General features: G+C 65.1%; 14 protein-coding genes. 9 read left to right on the top strand and 5 right to left on the bottom strand.

What is annotated here, in order from left to right:
• Positions 1-65: 65 nt before the first annotated feature.
• Entirely contained in the window at positions 66-818 is a 753-nt protein-coding gene (locus tag MM194_RS00525) for an electron transfer flavoprotein subunit beta/FixA family protein (RefSeq protein ID WP_241342300.1), read from the bottom strand.
• Between the two features lie 126 nt (positions 819-944).
• Here MM194_RS00525 and MM194_RS00520 point away from each other — a divergent pair, with 126 nt between their 5' ends.
• From MM194_RS00520 to MM194_RS00510, 3 genes are all read left to right on the top strand, one after another.
• On the top strand, positions 945-2,597 hold the full coding sequence (locus tag MM194_RS00520; RefSeq protein WP_241342299.1) for an electron transfer flavoprotein-ubiquinone oxidoreductase: 1,653 nt from the start codon (positions 945-947) through the stop codon (positions 2,595-2,597).
• 505 nt (positions 2,598-3,102) lie between these two features.
• Positions 3,103-4,050, top strand: coding sequence for a magnesium/cobalt transporter CorA (corA, locus tag MM194_RS00515; protein ID WP_033130278.1), 948 nt, complete (start codon positions 3,103-3,105; stop codon positions 4,048-4,050).
• Between the two features lie 142 nt (positions 4,051-4,192).
• A complete protein-coding gene (locus MM194_RS00510) occupies positions 4,193-4,663 on the top strand; it encodes a DUF2919 domain-containing protein (RefSeq protein WP_033130277.1) in 471 nt (156 codons plus the stop codon).
• A 60-nt stretch (positions 4,664-4,723) separates the two neighbouring features.
• Here the strand turns inward: MM194_RS00510 and MM194_RS00505 are convergent, their stop codons facing one another.
• A complete protein-coding gene (locus MM194_RS00505; RefSeq protein WP_241342298.1) occupies positions 4,724-5,476 on the bottom strand; it encodes a hypothetical protein in 753 nt (250 codons plus the stop codon).
• A 248-nt stretch (positions 5,477-5,724) separates the two neighbouring features.
• Here MM194_RS00505 and MM194_RS00500 point away from each other — a divergent pair, with 248 nt between their 5' ends.
• The 5 genes from MM194_RS00500 (at position 5,725) to MM194_RS00480 (ending at position 12,041) form a co-directional block, all read left to right on the top strand.
• Positions 5,725-6,963: an MFS transporter gene (locus MM194_RS00500; protein ID WP_241342297.1), complete on the top strand. Its 1,239-nt coding sequence runs from the start codon at positions 5,725-5,727 to the stop codon at positions 6,961-6,963.
• A gap of 59 nt (positions 6,964-7,022) precedes the next feature.
• On the top strand, positions 7,023-8,996 hold the full coding sequence (locus MM194_RS00495; RefSeq protein ID WP_241342296.1) for a siderophore amonabactin TonB-dependent receptor: 1,974 nt from the start codon (positions 7,023-7,025) through the stop codon (positions 8,994-8,996).
• Positions 8,997-9,072: 76 nt separating this feature from the next.
• Entirely contained in the window at positions 9,073-10,089 is a 1,017-nt protein-coding gene (locus MM194_RS00490) for an amonabactin ABC transporter permease subunit 2 (RefSeq protein WP_033130274.1), read from the top strand.
• A 10-nt stretch (positions 10,090-10,099) separates the two neighbouring features.
• Positions 10,100-11,170 carry an amonabactin ABC transporter permease subunit 1 gene (locus tag MM194_RS00485; RefSeq protein WP_241342295.1) on the top strand — a complete coding sequence of 357 codons (1,071 nt, stop codon included), beginning with the start codon at positions 10,100-10,102 and terminating at the stop codon, positions 11,168-11,170.
• A 43-nt stretch (positions 11,171-11,213) separates the two neighbouring features.
• The gene (locus tag MM194_RS00480) at positions 11,214-12,041 is read left to right on the top strand and encodes an amonabactin ABC transporter ATP-binding protein (protein ID WP_033130272.1); all 828 of its coding nucleotides are present in this window, start codon (positions 11,214-11,216) and stop codon (positions 12,039-12,041) included.
• A gap of 60 nt (positions 12,042-12,101) precedes the next feature.
• Here the strand turns inward: MM194_RS00480 and MM194_RS00475 are convergent, their stop codons facing one another.
• A complete protein-coding gene (locus tag MM194_RS00475; RefSeq protein WP_241342294.1) occupies positions 12,102-12,833 on the bottom strand; it encodes a 4'-phosphopantetheinyl transferase superfamily protein in 732 nt (243 codons plus the stop codon).
• A gap of 237 nt (positions 12,834-13,070) precedes the next feature.
• Between MM194_RS00475 and MM194_RS00470 the strand changes: the two genes are divergently transcribed.
• A complete protein-coding gene (locus MM194_RS00470) occupies positions 13,071-14,009 on the top strand; it encodes an iron-siderophore ABC transporter substrate-binding protein (RefSeq protein WP_241342293.1) in 939 nt (312 codons plus the stop codon).
• A 214-nt stretch (positions 14,010-14,223) separates the two neighbouring features.
• On the opposite strand, the gene MM194_RS00465 is transcribed toward MM194_RS00470, so the two are convergent.
• Both MM194_RS00465 and MM194_RS00460 read right to left on the bottom strand, forming a co-directional pair.
• Entirely contained in the window at positions 14,224-15,753 is a 1,530-nt protein-coding gene (locus tag MM194_RS00465; RefSeq protein ID WP_347006400.1) for an amino acid adenylation domain-containing protein, read from the bottom strand.
• Positions 15,750-22,073 (bottom strand): non-ribosomal peptide synthetase, encoded by a 6,324-nt coding sequence (locus MM194_RS00460; RefSeq protein ID WP_241342292.1) that lies wholly within the window; start codon positions 22,071-22,073, stop codon positions 15,750-15,752. Before MM194_RS00460 ends, MM194_RS00465 begins: the two co-directional genes overlap by 4 nt.
• Positions 22,074-22,094 lie beyond the last annotated feature (21 nt).

Below are 22,094 nucleotides of genomic sequence, written 5' to 3'. Positions count from 1 at the left end.
TGTCCTTGCAACGGGCCGGCACCCGCTATGTGTCGCGCTCACCCAGGCGCTGATGCCCATGGGATTCATAACAGCACCCTGGCTTCGTGCCTGAGCTTGTCCAGCAGCTCGTCCACCGAGCCGACCCTGACGCCTGCGTTGCGCACCTGTGGAGCCATGACCCCCAGCAGCCGGATCTCGCTGCCGACATCGAGGCCGAGGGCCGTAAAGGGCTGGCTCTCCAGCGGCTTGCGCTTGGCCTTCATGATGTTGGGGAGCGACGCGAAGCGGGGCTCGTTCAGCCGCAAGTCCACCGTCACCACGGCGGGCAGCGCCATGCCGAGGGTCTCGAGGCCGCCGTCTATCTCCCGGGTCACCTGCAGCTCCCCCTCCACCAGCTTGATGGCAGAGGCGAAGGTGGCGAGCGGCCAGTCATTGAGCGCCGCCAGCATCTGGCCGACCTGATTGTTGTCGGAATCAATGGACTGCTTGCCGAGCAGCACCAGATCCGGTTGCTCCTGCTCGCACAGTTTTTGCAGCGCCTGCGCCACCTTGAGCGGACTCAACGGTTCGTCAGTCACATAGTGAAGCGCCCGATCCGCCCCCAGCGCCAGGGCATGGCGCAGTTGCTCGGCGGCCGCGGCTGGCCCGAAGGTGACTACCACCAGCTCGGTCGCGACCCCGGCTTCGCGCAGCCGCACCCCCTCCTCCACCGCGATTTCGCAAAACGGGTTGATGCCCATCTTCACATTGGCGAGCTCCACATCGGAGCCATCGGGCTTGACCCGGATCTTGACGTTGAAATCAACGACCCGTTTGACAGCGACCAGCAGCTTCATGGCGGTCATTCCTCGTATTGGTTGAGTGGATCCATTTTGCACTCTCACACTTTTATGCTGACAAAGTTCTTTACGTTTACGTAAACTACCAGCACTACCCTAGGCCAAGTCGAGCGCAGAGGCAAGATGGAACGCGAAGCAATGGAATTTGATGTCGTCATCGTCGGTGGCGGCCCGGCGGGTCTCAGTGCCGCCATCGCACTGAAGCAGCAGAACCCGGATCTGGCGGTCTGCCTGCTGGAGAAGGGGGCGGAAATCGGCGCCCACCTGCTCTCCGGCGCCCTGCTCGATCCCGTCGCCCTCAAGGAGCTGCTGCCGGACAGCTGGCAACAGGCACCGCTCGGGGTACCGGTCACGGACGATCGGGTGCATCTGCTGCAAAGCGCAACCCGTGCCCTGCAACTGCCCCACTGGGCGGTGCCGCCGCGCATGCACAACGACGGCTGCCACATCATCAGCCTCGGCAACCTCTGCCGCTGGCTCGGCCAGCAGGCCGAGTCCCTCGGGGTCGAGATCTACCCCGGCTTCGCCGCGAGCGAACTTATCCTGGAAAAAGGAAGGGTAAGGGGGGTGATCACCGGCGATCTCGGGCTGAACAGAGAAGGCAACCCCAAGGCGGATCACGTGCCCGGCATGGCGCTCTATGGCCGCTACACCCTGTTTGCCGAGGGGGCCCGCGGCCACCTGGGCAAGCAGTTGATCGCCGAGTTCAATCTGGAGAGCGACGCCCAGCCGCAACACTATGCCATCGGCTTCAAGGAGCTGTGGCAGGTGCCCGCCGACCAGTCGAAACCTGGCCTGGTGCTGCACGGCAGCGGCTGGCCGCTCGGCGAGGAGAAGGGCAACAAGAGCCAGGGCGGCTTCTACTTCTATCATCTGGCGGACAACCAGGTGGCGGTCGGCCTCATCGTCGATCTCAACTACCAGAATCCCTGGCTCAGCCCCTTCGACGAGTTCCAGCGTCTCAAGCATCACCCGCTGATCGCGCAGGCCCTGAGCGGGGGTGAGCGTATCAGCTACGGCGCCCGTGCCATCACCAAGGGGGGCTGGCACTCCCTGCCACGCATGCATTTTCCCGGCGGCCTGCTCATCGGCTGCGACGCCGGCACCCTGGATTTCTCCCGCATCAAGGGCATCCACTGCGCCATGAAGTCCGGCATGCTGGCGGCTCGCACTGTGGCCATGAGCCTGCGTGGGGGAGATGAGGGAGGTCGGGATCTGGCCGAGTTTCACGATGCGCTGCAACAGAGCTGGCTGGCGAGTGAGCTGAAGACGGCCCGCAACTTCGGCGCCGCCCTGCACCGCTTCGGCCCCTGGCTCGGCGGCGCCTTTAACTGGCTGGAGCAGCGACTCTTCACCAAGCTGCACACAGGCTCCCCCTTCACCCTGCTAGACAGGGAGGCCGACTATCGCCAGCTGCGCCTGGCCAGCCGCTGCCAGCCCATCCCCTACCCCAAGCCCGATGGCAAGCTCAGCTTCGACAAGCTCTCCTCCGTCTATCTCGCCAACACCAGCCACGACGAGGATCAGCCCTGCCACCTGCGGCTGCAGGATGCGAGCATCCCGGTGGCGGTCAACCTGCCGACCTGGGCGGAGCCCGCCCAGCGCTACTGCCCGGCGGGGGTGTTCGAGATCCTGGAGACAGATAACCAGCCCAGGTTGCAGATCAACGCGGCGAACTGCATCCACTGCAAGACCTGCGACATCAAAGATCCTAGTCAAAATATCGTCTGGACCCCGCCGCAAGGTGGCTCTGGGCCGAACTATCCCAATATGTGAGATATGGGGATTTGAAATGTGAGATGTGGGATGTGGGGAAAGCTGCGACAGCAAGGATACTCAAGCCCAGAACATCGTCTGGACGCCACCTCAGGGGGGAGCGGGCCCCAACACCCCCAATATGTGAGAAAACCTGCGACATCGAGGATGCTCAAACCCAGAATATCGTCTGGATCCCGCTCAGGATCGGCTCGGCCCCCACAGCCCAGCCATATGACGCCTGCCCTCTTGTTCCTCTGGCTCGGCAGGGGAATAACAGGAGGCAGATATCCCTGCTTTCGAGGCCGGAACCGCTGATCCGACCTCGCTGTTTTTTTGAGCGAACAGGCCGAAACCCTGATGAATAGCCCCTGACAAGCGCGGCGAGCCCCTGTATAGTTCGCCGCATTCAGGTTGTCCATCGGCCTCGCTACGCTATTTCATGGGATCGCTTTCTGTGCGATCTAGGGCCGCATGAACCTGTGCAACCATCCCTGATTACCCACGACTTCTTAAGGGGGGACAGATGATCACCGCCTACATTCTCAATAACAAGGTGCTGGACATAGTCACGCTCGGGCCGGACGACATAGTCCCCGACAACACCGTCTGGCTGGATGCCTACAAGCCGGACACGGCGGAGCGAGAATGGTTGACGGGCCTCTTCCTGGAAGAGGTACCGGACAAGGAAGAGCTGGACGACATCGAGGCCTCCGCCCGTTTCTACTGGGACACCGACGGCCTGCACATCCACTCCCTGTTCCCCCAGCGGATCGGCCGCGACACCAAGGGTGTCCACGTCTCCTTCACCTTGCGCAACAACCTGCTGATCAGCATCCGCGAGGATGACATCGGCCTGGTGCGCCTGCTGCGCCACTACATGCGTCAGGACAGGCTGGAGGTGGAGAATGCCCTCGATATCCTGCTGGAAGTACAGAATCTGAAGGTGGAATATCTCTCCGATCTCATCGAAGACGGTTACAAAACCCTGGAAAACACCGCAGACCAGATTTTTGAGCCGGATCAGATCAACGCCATGCTCAAGGAGCTGATGGCCCAGGAAGAGGCCAACGGCCAGATCCGCCTCTCCCTGCACGATACCCGCCGCGCCCTGCGCTTCCTCAAGCGCAGCCTGCGCCAGCGCATGACCAGCGAGCAGAACAAGTGGATCGACGAGATGCTGCACGATGTGGAGTCCCTGCTGCCCCACACCCAGTTCCTGTTCGACAAGATCAACTTCCAGCTGGAGGCCTCCATGGGGGTGACCAATCTGGAGCAGAACAAGGTGATCAAGATCTTCTCGGTGGCCGCGGTGATCTTCCTGCCACCGACCCTGATCGCCAGCATCTACGGCATGAACTTCGGCCGCATGCCGGAGCTCGCCTGGGAGTATGGCTATCAGATGTCGCTGGTGCTGATGGTGATGTCGTCGCTCGGCACCGGCCTGTTCTTCAAGCGCAAGGGCTGGCTGTAACACACCGAAGAGTGCCGGACGGTGAAGAAGATGGATTGGGGGCAGGGCCCCCGATTAATTCCGACCCGACTCCCGCCTTGTAAAGGGCCAACCGCCGCCCCATATCCCTCTTCATCACTCGCTCAACCTCCGACAGGGCCTCATGACCCTCTATCCCGAACACCGCTATGACGATCACGGCCAGCTGCGCCCGCCGCTCTGGTTCTGGCCCATCGCCCTGCTGCTGACCCGCTCGGTCTGGCTGTTTCTGATGGCGGGGGTCACCCGCGAGAGCGGCAGCGAGATCCTGACGCTGTTTTATCCGGACAGGATGAGCCTCTATCTCGGCTTGCTGAGCGACTTGCCCGCCATGCTGGCGCTGCTCGCCTTCGGCGGCACCCATCAACAGACCCGTAGTCCCCGCGCCTGGCTCAGGCGCCACAGCCGCGGCCTGTTGCTCTGCTCGACCCTGAGTGGCCTGGCGCTGCAACTGCACAGTCTCAACCTGCAGAAGTGGTCGTTCAGCTGGCCGACGGCACTGGTGCTGATCGGCAGCCTCTGGGCGCTCTGGTATCTGCTCAAGAGCCGCCAGCTGCGAGAATACGCCGTCGACCAACCCCACGCCGGAAACTGATCAGCCAAGTTCAACCAGGGTGATCACGAACCCAGGGGACGACATGATCCGCTTGGCGTCTCATTGGCGAGTGACCCGGATCTGCAATGTCTGGCGCTCGCTGCCGCTGGCCACCCCGAGTTGTGACGAATTCGAGAGCTCACTCCCCCGGCTCGCCTGGGTGGTGGAGAGCTCCCCCACCGTCATCCACTGGCCGGGCGTACCGCTCACCTCGGTGGCGCTCTGCCCTGTCTTGATGTCACCCCGCTCCAGCCTGGCCTGCTCACTGCTGAGCGCTATCTGCACCCGATCGCCTATCAGGGTCGCGGTGGCATAGAGGCCATTGATCAACGGCACCATGCCCACCACTCGCCCCCCCTGCCAGCGATAGAAGGTGACCGGCTGGTAGGAGCCCATCTGCAGCAGCACCGGCCGCCCCGACAGGCCGCGCACCTGCCAGCTGTCGTTCTGGCTGCGCTGATAATCCTGCGCCCCGCCCTCGACAAGCCACTGCCGTTTGGCGTTATGGTTGCCAACGCCCACTCCCAACTGCCGACCGCTTGAGGCCCCCTCCACCCGCCACTCGATGAGCAGACTCTGGGGTGGCTGGTTGAGCTGGTTCAGGGTTGCCTCTGCCTCCTGCAACTGCGCGGGCGTGCCGCTCAGCACCAGCTGATTGCCCATGGCGCTCACCCCGAGCGCCGGGTAGATCTCCTTCAGAGTCTGCACCATGGCCGGCGCCTCAAACACGGGGATCACCTTGACCTCGGCGTGCAGCGGCAAGGCCCAGAGCCCGCAGCAGCACCACAGCCAGATCCATCGCCACCCTCTCATCGTCGTCTCCCCCTTCCTGCCGTCGTTATCTTCCCACCCTGTGCCGTCATTGTAATGATATCGGGGTCAGAAGCCCTTCATTTTGCTGTGTATTTACATGCTATGCACTATTCGCCAGAGTCATTACATGGCGTCAAACAAAAGACTCATTAAGAGACCACTCAATACAAATAAAAATGGTTATCATTTGTTGTCACAGCGAAAACCCTCGGATACAATTCGGACTCATTTTTTTGAGTAAGCCTCTGATGAAGCCAGCTTCTGCCCTCTCCAGCATCCCTGCCGCCATTCATCTGGCGATGCTGATCAACATGCTCTCCATGGGCAGCATGATGATGGTGATGCCGCTCGGGCCGGATCTCGTCATCAGCCTCGGCATGGCGCCGGAGCAGACTGGCTATTTCAGTGGCGGCGCGACCCTGGGGGCCGCCCTGATGGGGATCCTCGCCGCACCCTGGCTCGACCGCTTCGATCGTAAACCCGCCCTGTTGCTGCTGCTGACCCTGCGCTTCCTGCTGCTGATGGCCTGCGCTCTGGTGCAGGACAGCCAGCAACTGTTGCTGCTGTTCATCCTGTCGGGCTGCGTGGCGGGCCCGCTCTCCGCCATCCTGATGGCCGCCGTGCTGGATCTGGTGCCAACCGCCGAGCGCGGACGCCGCCTCGCCTATGTGGGCATGGCGTTCTCCCTTGCCGCCATCCTGATCGTGCCCATCGCCCTGACCCTGGCCCAGGGGCTCGGCTGGCAGAGCCCCTTCCTGCTGTTTGGCGCCTGCGGCCTGCTGCTGGCCCTGATAAGCAGCCGCCTGCTGCCCTCCCTGCCGGTCACCCGCGCCCCCCACGGCAGCGGCGTGCGCCAGTTGCTGAGCTCTCCCCTGTGTCAGGGCGCCCTCGGCATTCTCAGTCTGCAGATGTTCGGCCATTTCCTGCTGATCCCGCACTTTGCGAACTATTTCCAGTTCAACCAGGGCTTCCCGCGCGAGCAGATCGCCGCCCTCTACCTGTGCGGCGGCCTCGCCAGCATGGCCACCATGCGCCTGTGCGGCGGTTGGATAGACAAGGGCCGTGCCCAGGGCGCCATACTGCTCACCAGCCTGTTGCTGGCCCTGGTGACCCTGCTCGGCTTCGCCTTACCGGTCGGCATGCCCATCTATTTGCTGTTTACCCTCTTCATGGCCCTGAGTTCGGCCCGTGCCAGCACCACGCTAGCCGTCACGGCGGGCATACCGGCCCCCCATCAGCGCGCCGCCTTCATGTCATTCCAGGGCACTGTCACCAATGTGGCGGCCGGACTCGGCAGCCTGCTGTCGGCCAAGTTCCTCATCTCGGACGAGAGCGGCGCCCTGCACGGCTTCGCTACGCTCGCCTGGATCAATATTGCCTGCGGCCTGTTGGCCTGCGCGGGCGTCTGGTTCCTCATCCGGGGACTGGCGCGGATACAAAACAACAATAATCCTGCCCCTGGCACTGCCAGACAAGGAAGTCAGTGAGCACCGGACCAGAAGAGCCCGGAACCCATAACCTCGGCTTTATCCATGGAGTTTTTACAATGCAGTTGCAGCACGGCGTCTTTAAATTGAACCCCATTTTGCTCTCCCTCGGTCTGCTGGCCCTGCCGGGTCTGGCTCAGGCCGAGCCGACCAAGGCCAACGAGACCGTGGTGGTCACCGCGACCCAGACCAAGCACACCGAGTTCACGGCCCCGGCCAGCGTCTCGGTCGTGAGCCGCGCCGATCTGGACAAGATGAACGTCAACAACATCGGCGATGCGCTCAAGCATGTGCCTGGCGTCAACATCATCGCCACCAACCCCACCGGCCGTAACGAGATCAAGATCCGTGGCATGGGCGGTGACTACACCCTGCTGCTGATCAACGGCAAGCGCGTCAATGCCCGCGAGACCCTGGGCAGCGCCTATGGCAACGACTTCGACCTGAGCTCCATTCCCATGGCGGCCATCGAGCGCATCGAAGTGATCCGTGGCCCCGTCTCCTCCCTGTACGGTGCCGATGCCCTGGGGGGCGTGGTCAACGTGATCCTGCGCCAGGCCACCGAGAAGACCGAAGCCTCCGTCGGCTATACCCACAGCATCCCGACCAAGGGTGACGGCGGCGATGCCAACCAGGGCAGCGCCTATGTGTCCGGCGCCCTCATCGACAACAAGTTGCTCGGCAACATAGTGGTCGAAGGCTATCAGCGTGACCGCTGGAAGAGCGATCAGTCCAACAACCCGGACGCCGATGCCCTGGAAAAACGCGAAGTGGTCAACGTGCTGACCGGCCTGAAGTGGCTGGTTGCCGACAACCAGGACGTGGAATTCGATCTGGGCTACAACCAGAACGACATGGACAGCTACTTCAACAACGTGCCGCGCGCAGCAACGGCGCCAGCCACCGCCCACAACGTGCAGAACCTCGATCGCCTGAGCCTGGGAGTAAGCCACAACGGCCGCTGGCAGCACTTTGACAGCCGGGTCCGCTACTACTTCGAGCAAGTAGATCTGATGGACGACTCCCAGCTCAATGGCGGCGCCGCCGATGTAACCCAGACCAACAACACCGTCGACGGTCAGGTCAGCGGCTACCTGGGTGAGCATCTGCTGACTTCCGGTGCCGAGCTGCGCAAGACCGAGCTGGAGCACAGCCGCAACATCGCCAACGGCAGCGTGGATGCGTCCCAGAGCGCCGTCTATCTGCAGGACGAATTCGGTTTCGGCGATCTGGCCCTGACCCTCTCCGGTCGTCTGGATCACCACGAGACCTATGGCACCGAGTTCAGCCCCCGTGCCTACGCCCTCTACACCCTGACCGACGAGTGGGTGATCAAGGGTGGCGCCGGCAAGGCGTTCAAGGCACCGACCCTGGCCCAGTCCAGCGAAGGCTTCTCCACCACCGCCTGCCGCGGCGCCTGCAAGGTGATAGGCAACCCGGATCTGAAACCGGAAACCGCGGTCAGCTATGAGCTTGGCACCGCCTACGAGAGCGCCCGCTTCGGCGCCGGGCTGACCGGCTTCCACAACGATATCGAGGATCTGATCCAGAGCGATCAGTGGGGCCCCGGTTACAACCCGAGTGTGATGACCTACCTCAACGTCAAGAAGGCCCGCATCAAGGGTCTGGAGCTGAGCGGCTGGGTCGACGTACTGGACAACGTGCAGCTGACCGGTAACTGGACCCTGCTGGACTCCGAGGACAAGAGCACCGGTCAAGATCTGGCCAAGACCCCGGAGCACACCGGCAACCTCGGTCTGGACTGGCAGGCGAGCGACGTGGTCAGTGCCAACCTGGCCTGGCAATACGTGGGCAGCCAGTTCATCAAGGTGCCGATGCACAACTCCCAGGCGCTCAAGTCCAAGCACTACCAGACTCTGGACGTGAACACCAACTGGGCCGTCACACCGGCCCTGGACTTCAAGCTCGGCATCACCAATCTCACCAATACTCAACGTGATCAGGTCGCCACCGACGCCGACTTCATCCTGGAAGGTCGTACCGTCTATGCCGGGATCGATTACAAGATGTAATCCCCCCCTTGTGCAGGGAGCCCGACAGGGCTCCCTTTTTGCGTTTCTACTGCCCCTAATTGAAAGGAGTCATTGAGTGCTCAGATACCAAGCACAGCTGTTCTGGCTCGGAGTGCTGCTCCTCTTCCTGCTGATTTCACTGTCACTGGCCACCGGGGCCGGTGTCTATGGTGGCCGCGAGGTCGCCGGTTTCCTGCTGGGCGATCCCGCCCTCGTGGCCGATGAAAAACTCGCCATGATAGTCAACACCCTGCGCCTGCCCCGCACCCTGGCGGCCCTGGTGGTGGGCGCCTGCCTCGCGCTGGCCGCCTCCATGCTGCAGAGCGCCACCCGCAATCCCCTGGCCGAACCCGGCCTGCTCGGCGTCAACGCCGGCGCCGTCTTCGCCCTGGTGATCGGCCTCACCTATTTCGGTGTCGAATCGGCCTACGGATACCTGCTCTGGTCCGGCATGGGGGCCCTGCTCGGCAACCTCGTCGTGCTCGGCCTCGGCCTGATGGTGGGTCGCTCCAACCCGCTCAAGCTCATCCTGGTGGGGGTCGCCCTCTCCGCCACCTTCGGCGGCCTCTCCAACTTCCTGCTGCTCTCGAACAAGGTGGTGCTGGAGCAATTCCGCTTCTGGAACCTGGGGTCGCTCGCCGCCTCCAGCCTCGATTCGGTGCTGACGGTGGTGCCCTTCGCCCTCGCGGGCCTGCTGCTGACCCTGGCCCTGTGCCGTCAGCTCACCCTGATGCAGATGGGGGACAATCAGGCCCAAGCGCTCGGCATCCGGCCGACCCGGGTGCGCATCGGGGTGCTCTTGGCCGCCACCCTGTTCACCGCCTGCGCCATCGCCATCGCCGGCCCCATCGGCTTCGTCGGTTTCCTCGCCGCCTACTGCGCCCGCCTGGTGGAGCCGGTGCGCCTGTCCATTCAGGTGCGCTTCTCCGCCCTGTTCGGCGTCTTGTTCCTGCTCGGCGCGGACATACTGGCGCGTTGGCTGCTGCAGCCGTTCGAACTGCCCAATGGGGTGATCCTGGCGCTGATCGGCGCCCCCGTGCTCATCCTGGTGGTGCGCAGCGGCGGTTTCCGCTCCCTGCTGGCCGTCAAATAAGGAGCCTCCCATGCATAACGCCACCCGCGACGCCCCTGCCCCCTACCCCCTCCCCGCCGGCACCCTCTGCCTGCGCCTGGGCTCCCGCACCCTGCTGCTCGAACGCCGCGCCTGGCTTATCACGCTCGCGCTGATCGTCGCCCTGGTGCTGCTCTCCCTGCTGGCGCTGACCCTGGGCTCCGGCAAGATCACCATGCTGGGGGTCGTCCAGACCCTGCTCGGTGAGGGGAGCCGACTCGATCAGGTGACGGTGTTCAAGATCCGGCTGCCGCGCATCGTCGCCGTGCTGGTGGCAGGTGCCGCCATGGGCCTCTCCGGCTGCCTGGTGCAGACCCTGATCCGCAACCGCCTCGCCACCCCGGACATGATCGGGGTCAACGAGGGGGCCTCCCTGGCCATCATCATCTTCTCCCTCTACCTGACCCTCGGCAGCTGGCCCTGGTGGGCCGCGCCGCTCGGCGCCCTGTTCGCCGCCATGGTGCTCTACGCCCTGTGCAACAAGCCGGGGGAGCAAGGCTACCTGTTCGTGGTGATCGGCATCGGCGTCTCCGAGCTGATGAACGCCATCGGCCAGTTCGCCATGTCCACCCAGTCCCTGGTGCACCTCACCAGCCTCTACCTGTGGAACATGGGCAACTTCGTCGGCCAGGGCTATGGCACAGTGCTGCCGGTGGGGGTGCTGATCCTGCTGATCTGCCCCTGGATCATTTATCTCTCCCGCGCCCTCGGCGTGTTGCGTCTCGGCCCCGTCACCGCCCAGACGCTGGGGGTGAACGTGAATCTGGTGCAACTCGGGGTGCTGGCCCAGGCCATCATAGTCGCGGCGCTCGGTACCGCCATCGGCGGCCCCGTGGTGTTCATCGCCATGGCGGCCCCCATCCTCGCCTCCTGGCTCTCCCGGGATCGCATAGTGCCGCTCTGGATAGCGGCCCTGTGTGGCGCCCTGCTGTTGCTGGCGAGCGACACCCTGGTGCGGGTGCTGGCCAGCCCCCACGAGGTCGCCACCGGCATCATGACCCGTATCCTCGGCGGCCTGTTGCTGCTGTTCATCCTTATCAAAGACAGGCAGAGAGCCGACTGATGATGCACTCCATCCTTTTCCAACACCGACAAGGGGCCCTCCTATGACCCTCTGCGTGAATAACCTGCGTTTCGGCTATCAGCACAAATCCGTCTTCGACGACGTCTCCTTCACCCTGCCCAAGGGCAAGCTGGTGGGCATCGTCGGCCCCAACGGCGGCGGCAAGTCCACCCTGCTCAAGCTGCTGGCGGGGCAAGAGCAGCCCCAGAGCGGGGAGATCCTGCTAAAGGGCAAGCCGCTGGCGAGCCACGGCATGAAGGCATTGGCCCGGGAGCTCGCCTACCTGCCCCAGCGCCCTCTGGTGCCTGCGGGCATCCTGGTGGAGCAGCTGGTGCAATACGGCCGCCATCCCCACCAAGGCTGGTTCAATCAGTGGAGCGCGGAGGACGCCCGCATGGTCAACTGGGCTCGCGAGCGGATGCAGCTGGACGCCATCTGGCACCAGAGCGCCAATTCGCTGTCCGGCGGTCAGGCCCAGCGGGTCTGGCTCGCCATGGTGCTGGCCCAGGACGCGGACATCATCTTGCTGGACGAGCCCACCAGCGCCCTGGACATAGGCCACCAGACCGAGGTGATGGAGGCCATCCACCAGATCACCGCCGAGGGCAAGACGGTGCTCATCGTCATTCACGATCTCGCCACCGCCGCCCGCTACTGCGACGAGCTGATCGCCCTCGGTAACGGTGGCGTTCAGGCCATGGGACCGGCTCGCGAGGTGGTGACCAAGGGGCTCATCGACCGTCTCTACCAGACCGACGTCGACATACTGCACGCCCCCGGCGACGGCGCCCCCGTCATAGTGCCGCGCCGGCGCTCTGAGACAGTGCCCCGTCGGCGCACTGATGCCGCGGCCGGCAAACAACGGGCCTGATGCCTTCAATAAAAAACCGCCCATCCGGCGGTTTTTTTATTGGCTGATCTCCTGACGGATTCAAAGCGCCAGCAGGGTGAGCAGGCCCCCCGGCAGCCGCTGCCAGCGCAGGGTGCAGTGCCAGCCCGCGGGCAAGTCCGGGGCAAGCGCCGTCTTCAGACTCAGCCTCAGGGTCTGGGCCCCCATGGCCGACCAGCTCGCATCGAGAAAGTCGAAGTAGCGCCCGACCCTGGGGTAGAGCGCCTTGAACAGGCTCTCCTTGGCGGAGAACACCAGGGTCAGCCCCTCCGCCAGGCTCAGATCGGCGGCAGCGGCGCCCGTTGCCAGTCGCCCCCACTCCTCCTTATCGACGATGCCGGGCCAGAGCTGGTCTGCCTGGCGCGCGTCCAGCCAGGCCTCCAGATCCAGCCCCAGTCCCGCTCGGCCGGGGCGCACCGCACAGAGCGCCATGCCCTGCCCCAACAGCCGGCTGTGGCTGATGCTGCCCTCCATCCCCGCGGGCCAGCAGGGCGCTCGATCCTGGCCTATGGCCACCCTCTCTTCGCCCAGCCCATAAGGACGCAGGGCCAGGCGCGCCGCCAGCCGACCAGCCAGAAACTCTCCCTGTCGCTTGGCCACGGCGCTCTGCAATTCACCTGGCAAGGCCATCCCCTGCTCGGCGAAGCACTGGGGCCTGAAGGCGGTTGGCTCGAAACAGATCCTGTGAAGGGGGAGGCTGTCGAGACAAGGCATGAACAAGGCATCGGTGTGCCGGATAAAGCGCCCGTCGGCGGAGGGGGAATAAGACGGCATGGAAGGCTCCTAGCATAGGTGCCTGATGGTACCAAAGCCAGCCCGGCTCATGCCACAAATACAAATGACAACGTTTCTCAATCACTCCTGTGGTAGCATGTTTCCGCCCATTTGGGGCCGTACAAAGAGAGTGCACGCTGGCCGATAGACAGCGCCGCCCGGTCGATAGACAGCGCAGCCAAGTCGATAGACAGAACCGCCAGGGCGCCCGCCGATTTCACCCATAAGGATGTAACCATGAAGATCTCCTCCCCCCTGGCCCCCCTGCTGGTGCTTGCCAGCCTGGTTGGCTTCCAGGCCCAGGCCGGCACCCGTCAGATCCTCGATGCCAACGGCCAGTCTCAAGTCGTCCCCGACGCCCCCAAGCGTATCGTGGTGCTGAGCGAGCTGGACTTGGACAGCGCCCTGACTCTGGGGGTGCAACCGGTCGGCACAGTCAACGGCCGCGGCCAGGCCACTCTGCCCCGCTATCTGCTGGAGAAGGCGGGCCCGGATATCGCCGTGGTCGGGGATCTGGACAACCCGAACCTGGAGAAGCTCATCGATCTCGAGCCGGATCTCATCCTGACCGGCCAGACCAAGCCCGAGCTGCTGTCCCTGCTCAAGGAGATAGCGCCGACCGTGGTCACCGGCAACTGGGGCGAGCCCTGGAAGGTGGTGTTCCAGCGCAGCGCCCTGGTGATGAACAAGGAGGCCGATGGCAAGGCCTTCCTCGCCCAATATGACGCCCGCCTGCAGGAGGCGCGCACCCAACTGGCCAGGCATCAGGGGGAGCAGATCAGCATAGTGCGCTGGAACCCCAAGGGGCCGAGCTACATGCACGGCGGCACCTTCGCCAGCAGCGTGGTGCAGGAGATGGGCCTCGCCCGACCGGCCCACCAGCTCGGCGACAAGAGCCCCCACTCCCCGGCCCTGAGTCTCGAGTCCCTCAACCTGCTGGACGGTGACTGGCTGGTGATCGGCACCCTGAGCACCAGCGGCGATGCGGTGGATGCCATGCAGCAGGCCGAACAGACCCCGGCCTTCCAGCAACTGAGCGCCATCAAGGGCAAGCGCTTCGGTGCCGTCGACGGGTCGCTCTGGACCTCCACCGGCGGCCCCCAGGCGGCCCTGCGGGTGATCGACGATGTGGAACAGTTGATGAGCAAGCCAGACGCCACCCCCATCACCCGTTAATACCGTCACACATGGATAAAAAAGCCCGCATCATGCGGGCTTTTGATTGTCTGGTGGGGCTAGGTACCTACCAGCGGGGACAAGACCCCTTGGCGGGATCCGGCCTGTCGAGAGCGGGACAAACCCCAAGACGACAACTCACCAATTATCTTGAGTTTAAAAGCATAAATAAACGACTAAATCCAGTCTTGGCAGTTTACTATTTCACCACGGCTCACTCCGGCAGTGGTAACGCCTTTCTATCCAATTTCCCGCTGCCGGTCTTGGGCAGGGCGTCCAGCAGGATGAGGCGGGCCGGCACCATGTAGTGAGGCAGGCTGGCCTGCAAGCCCTTGCGCAGGGCCAGCCGATTGAGGGTTATCCCGGCCTTGGCCTCCACATAGCCCACCAGCATGGCCTCGTCCCCCTCGCCGACCAGCCGCACCGCCGCCTCCTGCACCCCGGGCTGGCGGCGAAGGCCGGCCTCCACCTCCCCCAGCTCGATGCGAAAACCGCGCAATTTTATCTGATCGTCGCGCCGCCCCAGGTAGAGGAAGCTGTCGCTGCCGAGCCTGCGCACCCGATCGCCGGTGCGATAGAGACGATGGGTGCCCAGGCGCAGGAAGGCCGCCGCGGTGAGGGCCGGTTTGCGCCAGTAGCCCTCGCACAGGGCCGGACTCTCGATGCAGAGCTCTCCCTCCTCCCCCTCGCTCACCGGCTGCCCCTCGGCATTCAGCACCCAGTGCCGGTAGCCCGGCAGGCTGTGGCCAACGGTGATGCGCCCCCCGACCGGCGGCATGCGCACCTCGCTCACCAGGGACCAGACGGTGGCCTCGGTCGGACCGTAACAGTTCCACAGCCGCTGGGTGCGGCCGCACAGCTGCTCGGCGAGCCCCAGATCCAGCGCCTCGCCGCCGCACAGGGCGGTGAGGCGCTCGCATCCCTGCCAGCCCGCCTTGAGCAGCATGCGCCAACAGGCCGGGGTCGCCTGCAGCCAGTTGATGGAGGCGTCCGCCGCCAGCAGCGCCAGCATCCCCAGGGGATCCTTGTTGTGCCGATTGCCCGCCACCGTCAGGCGGCCACCGCTCCAGAGCGGCCCCAGCATCTCCAGCAATGAGATGTCGAAGGCCGGGGTGGTGATAAAGAGCCAGTGGCAAGCCGGGGTCAGACCCAACCGCTCGCGGATCCCGTCGAGGAAGCAGAGCAGGGCGCGCCGACTGATGACCACCCCCTTGGGCTCGCCGGTGGAGCCCGAGGTGAACATCATGTAGGCCGCCAGGGCATCGTCCACCTGGGGACAGGAAGCCGCCTCCCTTCGCACAAGGCCGGAGTCAGCCAGCTCGGCGAGGGCCCGCAGCGGGCAGCCAAAGTCCGGCACAGATTGCCCACGGTCGCAGATCACCGCCGACAGCCGCGCCTGACGAGCGATGCCCTGCAGGCGCTCCACCGGGAAATCCGGCTCGAGCGGCACGAAGCAGAGCCCGAGGCGCAGGCAGGCGAGCAGGCTGGCCACCAGATCCGGCGTGCGATCCAGATAGAGACCGACCCGCTCCCCCACCGCCAGCCCTTGCAGACTGGCGGCGATCTGATCGACCCGGCGTTGCAGATCCGCGTAGGTGAGCCAATGACCCTCCATGCCGATGGCGGGGGCCAACGGCGTGCCGCCGAGCAACCCGGCCAGCCGGGCACTCATCCCCGCCCGCTGCGGGAAATGGGACGGGGTGACCCCCGCCTCCTTTGTTGCAACCTGTGTAGCGACCGTCATAGCACCTCCTCGGGCAGCCGTTCCAGCCAGTGATGGTAGAGGGCACAGGGCGCCCCGTGCGCCTTGAGATCCCTCAGCGTCAGCGGGCGGTGATCCCCGGCGAACTCTTGATTCAGGGCCGCCAGCAGGGCGAGCTGTTGCACCGAGTCCGCCCCGAGCGCTGCCAGCGGCTGCTGCCAGCGCGCGGTTTCACCACAGTGCTGCTGCCACAGGGCCAACAGGCGGCGGGCGTCAGTATGGACGGGACACGCCTCCTGTCCTGCTGGGATCTGAACCGGCGCGGGGGCCTGGATCCTGTCCACCCCCACCAGGCGGGCAGGCTCGGTCAGGGGGGCCTGCGCCAGCCACGCCAACTCCGCCAGCCACTGCGCCAATACCCTCTGTGCCCCTTCCCGCGCTATCAGCTCGCCGTCGTATTCGAGGCGCAGGTTAAGCTGGCCGCCACGGGCGTTGACCACGAGCGACAAGGGCAGCTCCACCTTCTCCACCACGGCGCCAAACTGCGGCATCAGCTGATGGGGCTCCGGCGTCTCGGGCCGCGCCGGCATGGGGTAGTTCTCGAACACGAACAGGCTCTGGAACAGGCGCGGGCCACCCCGGGTCAGGGCTGCCAGGGACTGGGTGCCGTGCTGATTGAGCGCCAGCGAGTCCCGCTGCAGCAAGGCGATATGTTGCTCGAGGGTCGCCTCTGTTCGCCAATCCAGGGCGAGCGGCAGGCTGTTGATGTAGAGCCCGACGCTCTGGGTGATCCCCTCGATGGGGAAGTCCCGGCCCGGGGTCACGTTGCCCACCAGGGTTATCGCGTCGCCGCACTGGCGGGCGAGCAGCCGATGCCAGGCGTATTGGGCCAGCAGACCGGCGGTCACCCCGAGCGCCCGGGCCCGGGCCTCCAGTTGCCCGGACAGGGCCGGCGCCAGCGTCTCGCCACAGACTTCTGGTCTGTGCTGGGTCAGGTGTGGCTCCAGCGCCACCCCGAACAGGCACGAGAGATCGTTGGGCTTGGCCAGCAGCTCGGCACGTCCCTGCCAGTAGGCGGTGCTGCTGGCCGTTTCGCTGGCGATATGGCGACCGAAGGCGAGCCAGGCGGTATCCGGTGTCACCTCGGGCGCCTTCCCTTGTGTCATTGACTGCTGATAATGCCGATGCAGGGAGCCCAGCAGCACGGGGCCGCTCCAGCCATCGAGCACGGCGTGATGAGCGCTCAGGATCACCTTGTGGTGATCGGGGGCCAGTGTGAAGCAGGCGATCCGCAGCAGCGGCGCCTTGTCCAGCGCAATGGGATGGGCCAGATCCTGCTGACGATAGGCCTCGATGCGGGCGTCCGCCCCCGCCACGCCGGACAAGTCCTCATGGTGGAACGGCAACTCGGCGTGGCGCAGTATGCGCTGCAACGCCACCCCCTCCTCCATCAGCAGGGCGGCTCTGAGCACGGGCCAGCGGGCGAGCTGGGCCTGCCAGGCAGCGCAATAGGCTGCCACATCCAGGTTTTGCCGATAGCTTATCTCGGTCTGCAGGTGATAGGCCGTATCACGGGGCGCCAATGCCCTGTGATAGAGCATGCTCTGCTGCAATGAGGTCATGGGCAGCAGGGTCTCCACCTCGCCGCCCGCCAGTGCCTCGTCCAGCACCCTGTCCAGGGCTGGCTGGGAGAGCGCCAGACCCGGGACGTCGCTCGGGGTGCGGCGCGGCTTGGCTTGCGCGCAGCAGGCGTTCACCAGGGCCTCTATGTTGGCCGCGAGGGCCGTCATCAGGGCGTCGCTCGCCTGCTGGTTGAGGGCGCCGACCTGGCGCAGGGTGAGGCAACCGCCGTAGACGCCGCCGTGCAGGCTGATGAGCTCGCGCGGCAAGTTCTGTGGTGCCGAGGGTTGGCCCGGCGCCACCGGCAGCGGCTGCCAGGGGGCCGGGGTGCCCCTGTGGGAGACCCCCAGGTAGTTGAAAACGATATTGGAGTGAGGCAACGCCTGACCACGGGGATGGTGCAGGCGCAGGGCGTTGAAGCCCACCCCCTTGTCCGGCACGGCCCGCAGCCGCTCCTTGGTGTCACAGACGAGATCGCTCCAGGACGCGCTATCGGCCAGCGCCAGCGGATAGGTGCTGGTGAACCAGCCCAGGGTGCGGCTCACATCCAGTTGCGGGGCTCTGGTGTCAGAATCAATGCCTTCAGCATCGATGGCTTCACGGCCGTGACCTTCCAGCATCACGCACTGCTTGGCGCCGTAACCGAGCTCGCTCAGGGTGCGGGTCAGGGCCGCCAGCAGCAGATCCGGCACCTGAGTGAGATGGGCCTGATTGGCCGGGTCTATGAGGCGGGCCGTGGTCTGCTCATCCAGACGCAACAGGCTGGCGGCGGCGCGGCCATCGGGGGCGCGCTGCGCCTCCAGCAAGCCTTGCTCGCAGCCTTCCCCCTGCCCCAACCAGAATGCGAGCTGCGCGGCTTCGCGGGCCGCATAAGCGGCAAGCCCCTCACCCCACTGGCGGTAGCTGCTGCCCTTGCCCGGCAAGGGTCGGCCCTCGGCGAGGCGGGCCAGATCTTCGGCCAGGATGCGCCAGGAGACGGCATCGATGACCAGATGGTGGAAGGCGATAAAGAGCCCCTCCACAGGCTCGGCATCCGCCTCGCTCGCGAGATTGCGCAGCCGGGCCCAGGCCAGGGTCTGGCCGCGCTCGGGCGCAAGCTCCCCCTGCCACTGGGTCAGCCGGGCCTGCAACTCGGCCTCGTCCAGCCCGGCCGCGTCCAGCCTTTGCAGAGACGGCAGCGCCAGTTCGGGCAGATAGTGCTGACCGGCCGGGGTGACCGCGAGGCGCAGGGCGTCGTGGTGACCGAACAGGGCGCTCATCCAACCGCTCAGGGCGGCGTCGTCGATGCCGGCGGGCAGGCGCAGTATCACCCCCTGATTCCAGTGGCCGGGCTTGGCGAAGTCCTGCTCGAAGAACCAGTGCTGAATGGGGTGCAGGGGGAATTCCCCTTCCAGGATCCCCTGCTCAGTCTGGTGGCTGACGGCCTGCTGCTGACCGAGCTGGCGGCAGAGACGGCGCACCGTCTTGGCCTCGAACACGTCTTTCACGCTGCAGTGCAGGCCGGCGTCCCGCAGCCGGGTGGTGAGCTGGATGCTGAGGATGGAATCGCCGCCTAGGCGGAAGAAGTCATCCTCCACCCCGAGGGGCTGTTTCAGCACCCCCTGCCAGATGGCGAGCACCCTCTGCTCCAACTCGCCCTGGGGCTCGGCCTTGCTCTCCTGCCAGCTGATGGCAGGCAGGCGGCGCAGGTCCAGCTTGCCGTTGGGGGTGAGCGGCATCTCGGCCAGCCAGCAGAGTCGCACCGGCACCATGTATTCCGGCAGCAACTCACCGGCCCGTTGCAGCAGCGCCTCGCCATCGGGTTCCCTCGCCCCGGCTTGCAGGCTGGCCTTGTCTAAACAGGCATAGGCGAGCAGGCGGCCCTCTTGCACCACCACCTTGATCTGGCGAATGGCCGGCTCGAGCGCGGCAATCTGGGTCTCTATCTCGCCAGGCTCGATGCGATAGCCCCGCAGCTTGATCTGCTCGTCAAGCCGGCCCAGATACTGGATGTTGCCATCGCGACGCCGCAACGCCCTGTCCCCGGTGCGATAGAGGCGATAAGTGCGGCCATCGCCGCTGTCATCAAACCTGAGCTCGACGAAGGCCTCCTGGGTGCGCTCCGGCAGGTTGAGGTAGCCACGAGCCAGCCCGAGGCCGGCCAGGCAGAGCTCACCCGGCACACCCACCGGGCAGGGGTTGCCCGCCTCGTCCAGGATCAGCGCCTTCAGGTTGTTGATGGGCCGGCCTATGGTGATGGGCTGACCCGGCATGAGCCGCGCGCAGAGCGCGGTGACGGTGCACTCGGTCGGGCCGTACATGTTATAGAGTGCGACCCGGTTGCCCCAACGATCCACCAGGGAGCTGGGACAGGCTTCGCCGCCAAAGCCGATGGCCTTGAGGGATCCGAGATCCGCCGGCGGCAGCAGGTTGGCCAGCAGGGCGGTCGGCAAGATCATGTGGCTGGCGCCCTTGGCCATGGCGGCGGCGATCACCCCCTCCCCCGGCTCACCGAAGTGCAGAGCCGCGCCGCAAGAGAGCGGCAGCAAGGCCGTCATGTTGCCTGCATCGAACGACAGGGACATGCAGTTGAACATGGTGCCGCTCCGATCGAGTTCGATACGCTCTGCATGATCGGCCATCAGATTGACCAGGCTGCCCTGCTCCACCATGACCCCCTTGGGCAGACCGGTGCTGCCGGAGGTGTAGATGATCTGGGCCAGCATGGCGGCGTCCCGGGGGATGGCAGGAGTGCTGCTCGGCATCTCATCCAGAGCAAGTCCGTGCAGGTCGTGATACTCAGCAGTCGCGCCCACCAGCGCCTCGGCGAGCCGTGCGTCCGGCGCGCCCCCCAGCACTAGCTTGATGGCGGCGTTGCTCAGGATATGGGCCAGCCGCTCGGCGGGATAGGCGGGATCGAGCGGCACATAGGCCGCCCCCGCCTTCCAGCAGGCAAGCAGGGCGACCACGAAAGCCACATCCCGTCTGGCCTGGATGCCGATGGCGGCGCCCGGCTTCACGCCGCAGGATTGCAGCCAGTGGGCCAGCCGGTTGGCGCGCGCCTCCAGCTCGCCGTAACTCAGGGCACCTTCGCCATCACTCACCGCCAACGCATCGGGGAACTGCGCGGCCCGGCGCTCGATGTGGCAGAGCAGGGTGTCGCGGCTCGGGTAATCCAGGGGCAGGCTGGCCAGCTCGGCGGCCAGCGCGGCCTCATCCATCCCCGCTTCCAGCGGCAGCTGCCAGATATCCGTCTCGGGGGCGGCCACCACGGCGCGCATCAGGTGCAGCAGGCGATCGGCGTAAGCCTGGATGGTCTCACGCTCGAACAGGGCGGTGGCAAACAGCCAGTCCACCCGCACCGAGTCCATCAACTCGGTCACCTTGACCGAGATGTCGGTCTTGGCGGGCAGCACGGGGGAGGTCTCCTCCACCAGCTGGCAACCGGGGATGAGATCGTTGAAATCCACCTTGGCCTGATACACCAGCATGATCTGGAAGATGGGGTTGATGGCGGTAGTGCGATCCGCTCCTATAGCCTCGGCCAGCGCCTCGAATCGATAGAGTTGATGGTCAAAGGCAGCGAGATCTTCCTCCCGGCACTGTTGCAGGTAGTCGACGAAGCTCGGCCGCCCCTCCAGCCGGGTGCGCAGCACCAGGGTATTGACGAAGAAGCCCACCAGGGACTCTATCTCGTGGCGCTCGCGATAGGCGAGCGGGGTGCCGATGACCACCTCCTTCTCCCCGCTCTGGCGCACCATCAGCAGGGCGAACAGGGCGTGCAGGCCGATGAAGTTGGAGGTGCTGTGACGCTGGCACAGCCGCTTGAAGCTGTCCCACAGGGCGTTGTCTATGGTGGAGAACACCAGTTCACCGCCGCTGGCCTGATGGGCCGGGCGCGGTTTGTCGAGCGGCAGGCCGTGCACCTCGGGGCTTCCGCCCAGGCGGTCCACCCAGAACGGCTTGAACTCGGCGTGGTAATCGAGGAAGCGCGCGGAGTTGAACCAGTGGGCGTAGTCGAGGTAGTTGAGCGGCAGCTCGGCCACGCTCAAGGGCGCGCGGTTCTGATGGGCCAGGAAGGCACGCTTCAAGTCCGCGAACATGTTCTTGACCGACCAGCCATCGGAGATGATGTGGTGCTGGGTGATGAGCAGCACATGCTCATGGCGGCCGATCCGGATAAGGTGCACCCGGCTCAAGTCCCCTTTGGTCAGGGAGAAGGGGCGGCCTATCTCTTCGCGCACCCGCCTGGCCACGTAGGCTTCGCGCTCGGCATTGGACGCGGCACTCACATCCTCTATCTGCAGCTTGAAGGGCGCGTGGGGCAGTATCTCCTGGGCCCCCCTGCCCGCCTCGTCCTTGACGAAACGGGTGCGCATGCTGGGGTGGCGGGCGAACAGGTGATCGAAGGCAAATTCCAGCGCGGCCGTGTCGAGCTCACCCCTGACCCGAAAATAGACCGGCATGTTGTAGAGGTGGGAGGCCTCCTCGTACTGCTCGATAAACCAGAGCCCGCTCTGGGAGGAGGAGAGCGGCCCCTGCAGGGTGCGCTTGGCCTCCTCACAAACTGCGATGGGCGCCTCGAAGGCGGCGCGGGCGGCGAGGCAGCGTACCAGTTCATCCTTGTGCGCCTTGATTTGGGCGCCGATGGCGGGGGTCACCGCCTCCTTGCTCGACTGGGAGATGAGCTGACCCTTGTCGTTCAGGGCCAACTTGACCCCCTGGCGATCCAGCTGCTGGAGCAACGCAATCATGTTGTTCATAAGTTATCTCAGCCTCTTGGA

Source organism: Aeromonas sp. MR16 (assembly GCF_022549315.1).
In the GTDB taxonomy this organism is placed as follows: domain Bacteria; phylum Pseudomonadota; class Gammaproteobacteria; order Enterobacterales; family Aeromonadaceae; genus Aeromonas; species Aeromonas aquatica.
The sequence above is the reverse complement of the archived record's forward strand: the minus strand, read 5'-3'. Positions and strand labels throughout refer to the sequence as shown.

Excerpts from the sequence above, each read along its gene's own strand:
- MM194_RS00460 (WP_241342292.1), bottom strand. The coding sequence starts at position 22,073 with ATGAACAACATGATTGCGTTGCTCCAGCAGCTGGATCGCCAGGGGGTC.
- MM194_RS00470 (WP_241342293.1), top strand. The coding sequence starts at position 13,071 with ATGAAGATCTCCTCCCCCCTGGCCCCCCTGCTGGTGCTTGCCAGCCTG.
- MM194_RS00495 (WP_241342296.1), top strand. The coding sequence starts at position 7,023 with ATGCAGTTGCAGCACGGCGTCTTTAAATTGAACCCCATTTTGCTCTCC.
- MM194_RS00525 (WP_241342300.1), bottom strand. The coding sequence starts at position 818 with ATGAAGCTGCTGGTCGCTGTCAAACGGGTCGTTGATTTCAACGTCAAG.
- MM194_RS00480 (WP_033130272.1), top strand. The coding sequence starts at position 11,214 with ATGACCCTCTGCGTGAATAACCTGCGTTTCGGCTATCAGCACAAATCC.
- corA (WP_033130278.1), top strand. The coding sequence starts at position 3,103 with ATGATCACCGCCTACATTCTCAATAACAAGGTGCTGGACATAGTCACG.
- MM194_RS00475 (WP_241342294.1), bottom strand. The coding sequence starts at position 12,833 with ATGCCGTCTTATTCCCCCTCCGCCGACGGGCGCTTTATCCGGCACACC.
- MM194_RS00510 (WP_033130277.1), top strand. The coding sequence starts at position 4,193 with ATGACCCTCTATCCCGAACACCGCTATGACGATCACGGCCAGCTGCGC.
- MM194_RS00520 (WP_241342299.1), top strand. The coding sequence starts at position 945 with ATGGAACGCGAAGCAATGGAATTTGATGTCGTCATCGTCGGTGGCGGC.
- MM194_RS00485 (WP_241342295.1), top strand. The coding sequence starts at position 10,100 with ATGCATAACGCCACCCGCGACGCCCCTGCCCCCTACCCCCTCCCCGCC.
- MM194_RS00500 (WP_241342297.1), top strand. The coding sequence starts at position 5,725 with ATGAAGCCAGCTTCTGCCCTCTCCAGCATCCCTGCCGCCATTCATCTG.
- MM194_RS00465 (WP_347006400.1), bottom strand. The coding sequence starts at position 15,753 with ATGACGGTCGCTACACAGGTTGCAACAAAGGAGGCGGGGGTCACCCCG.
- MM194_RS00505 (WP_241342298.1), bottom strand. The coding sequence starts at position 5,476 with ATGAGAGGGTGGCGATGGATCTGGCTGTGGTGCTGCTGCGGGCTCTGG.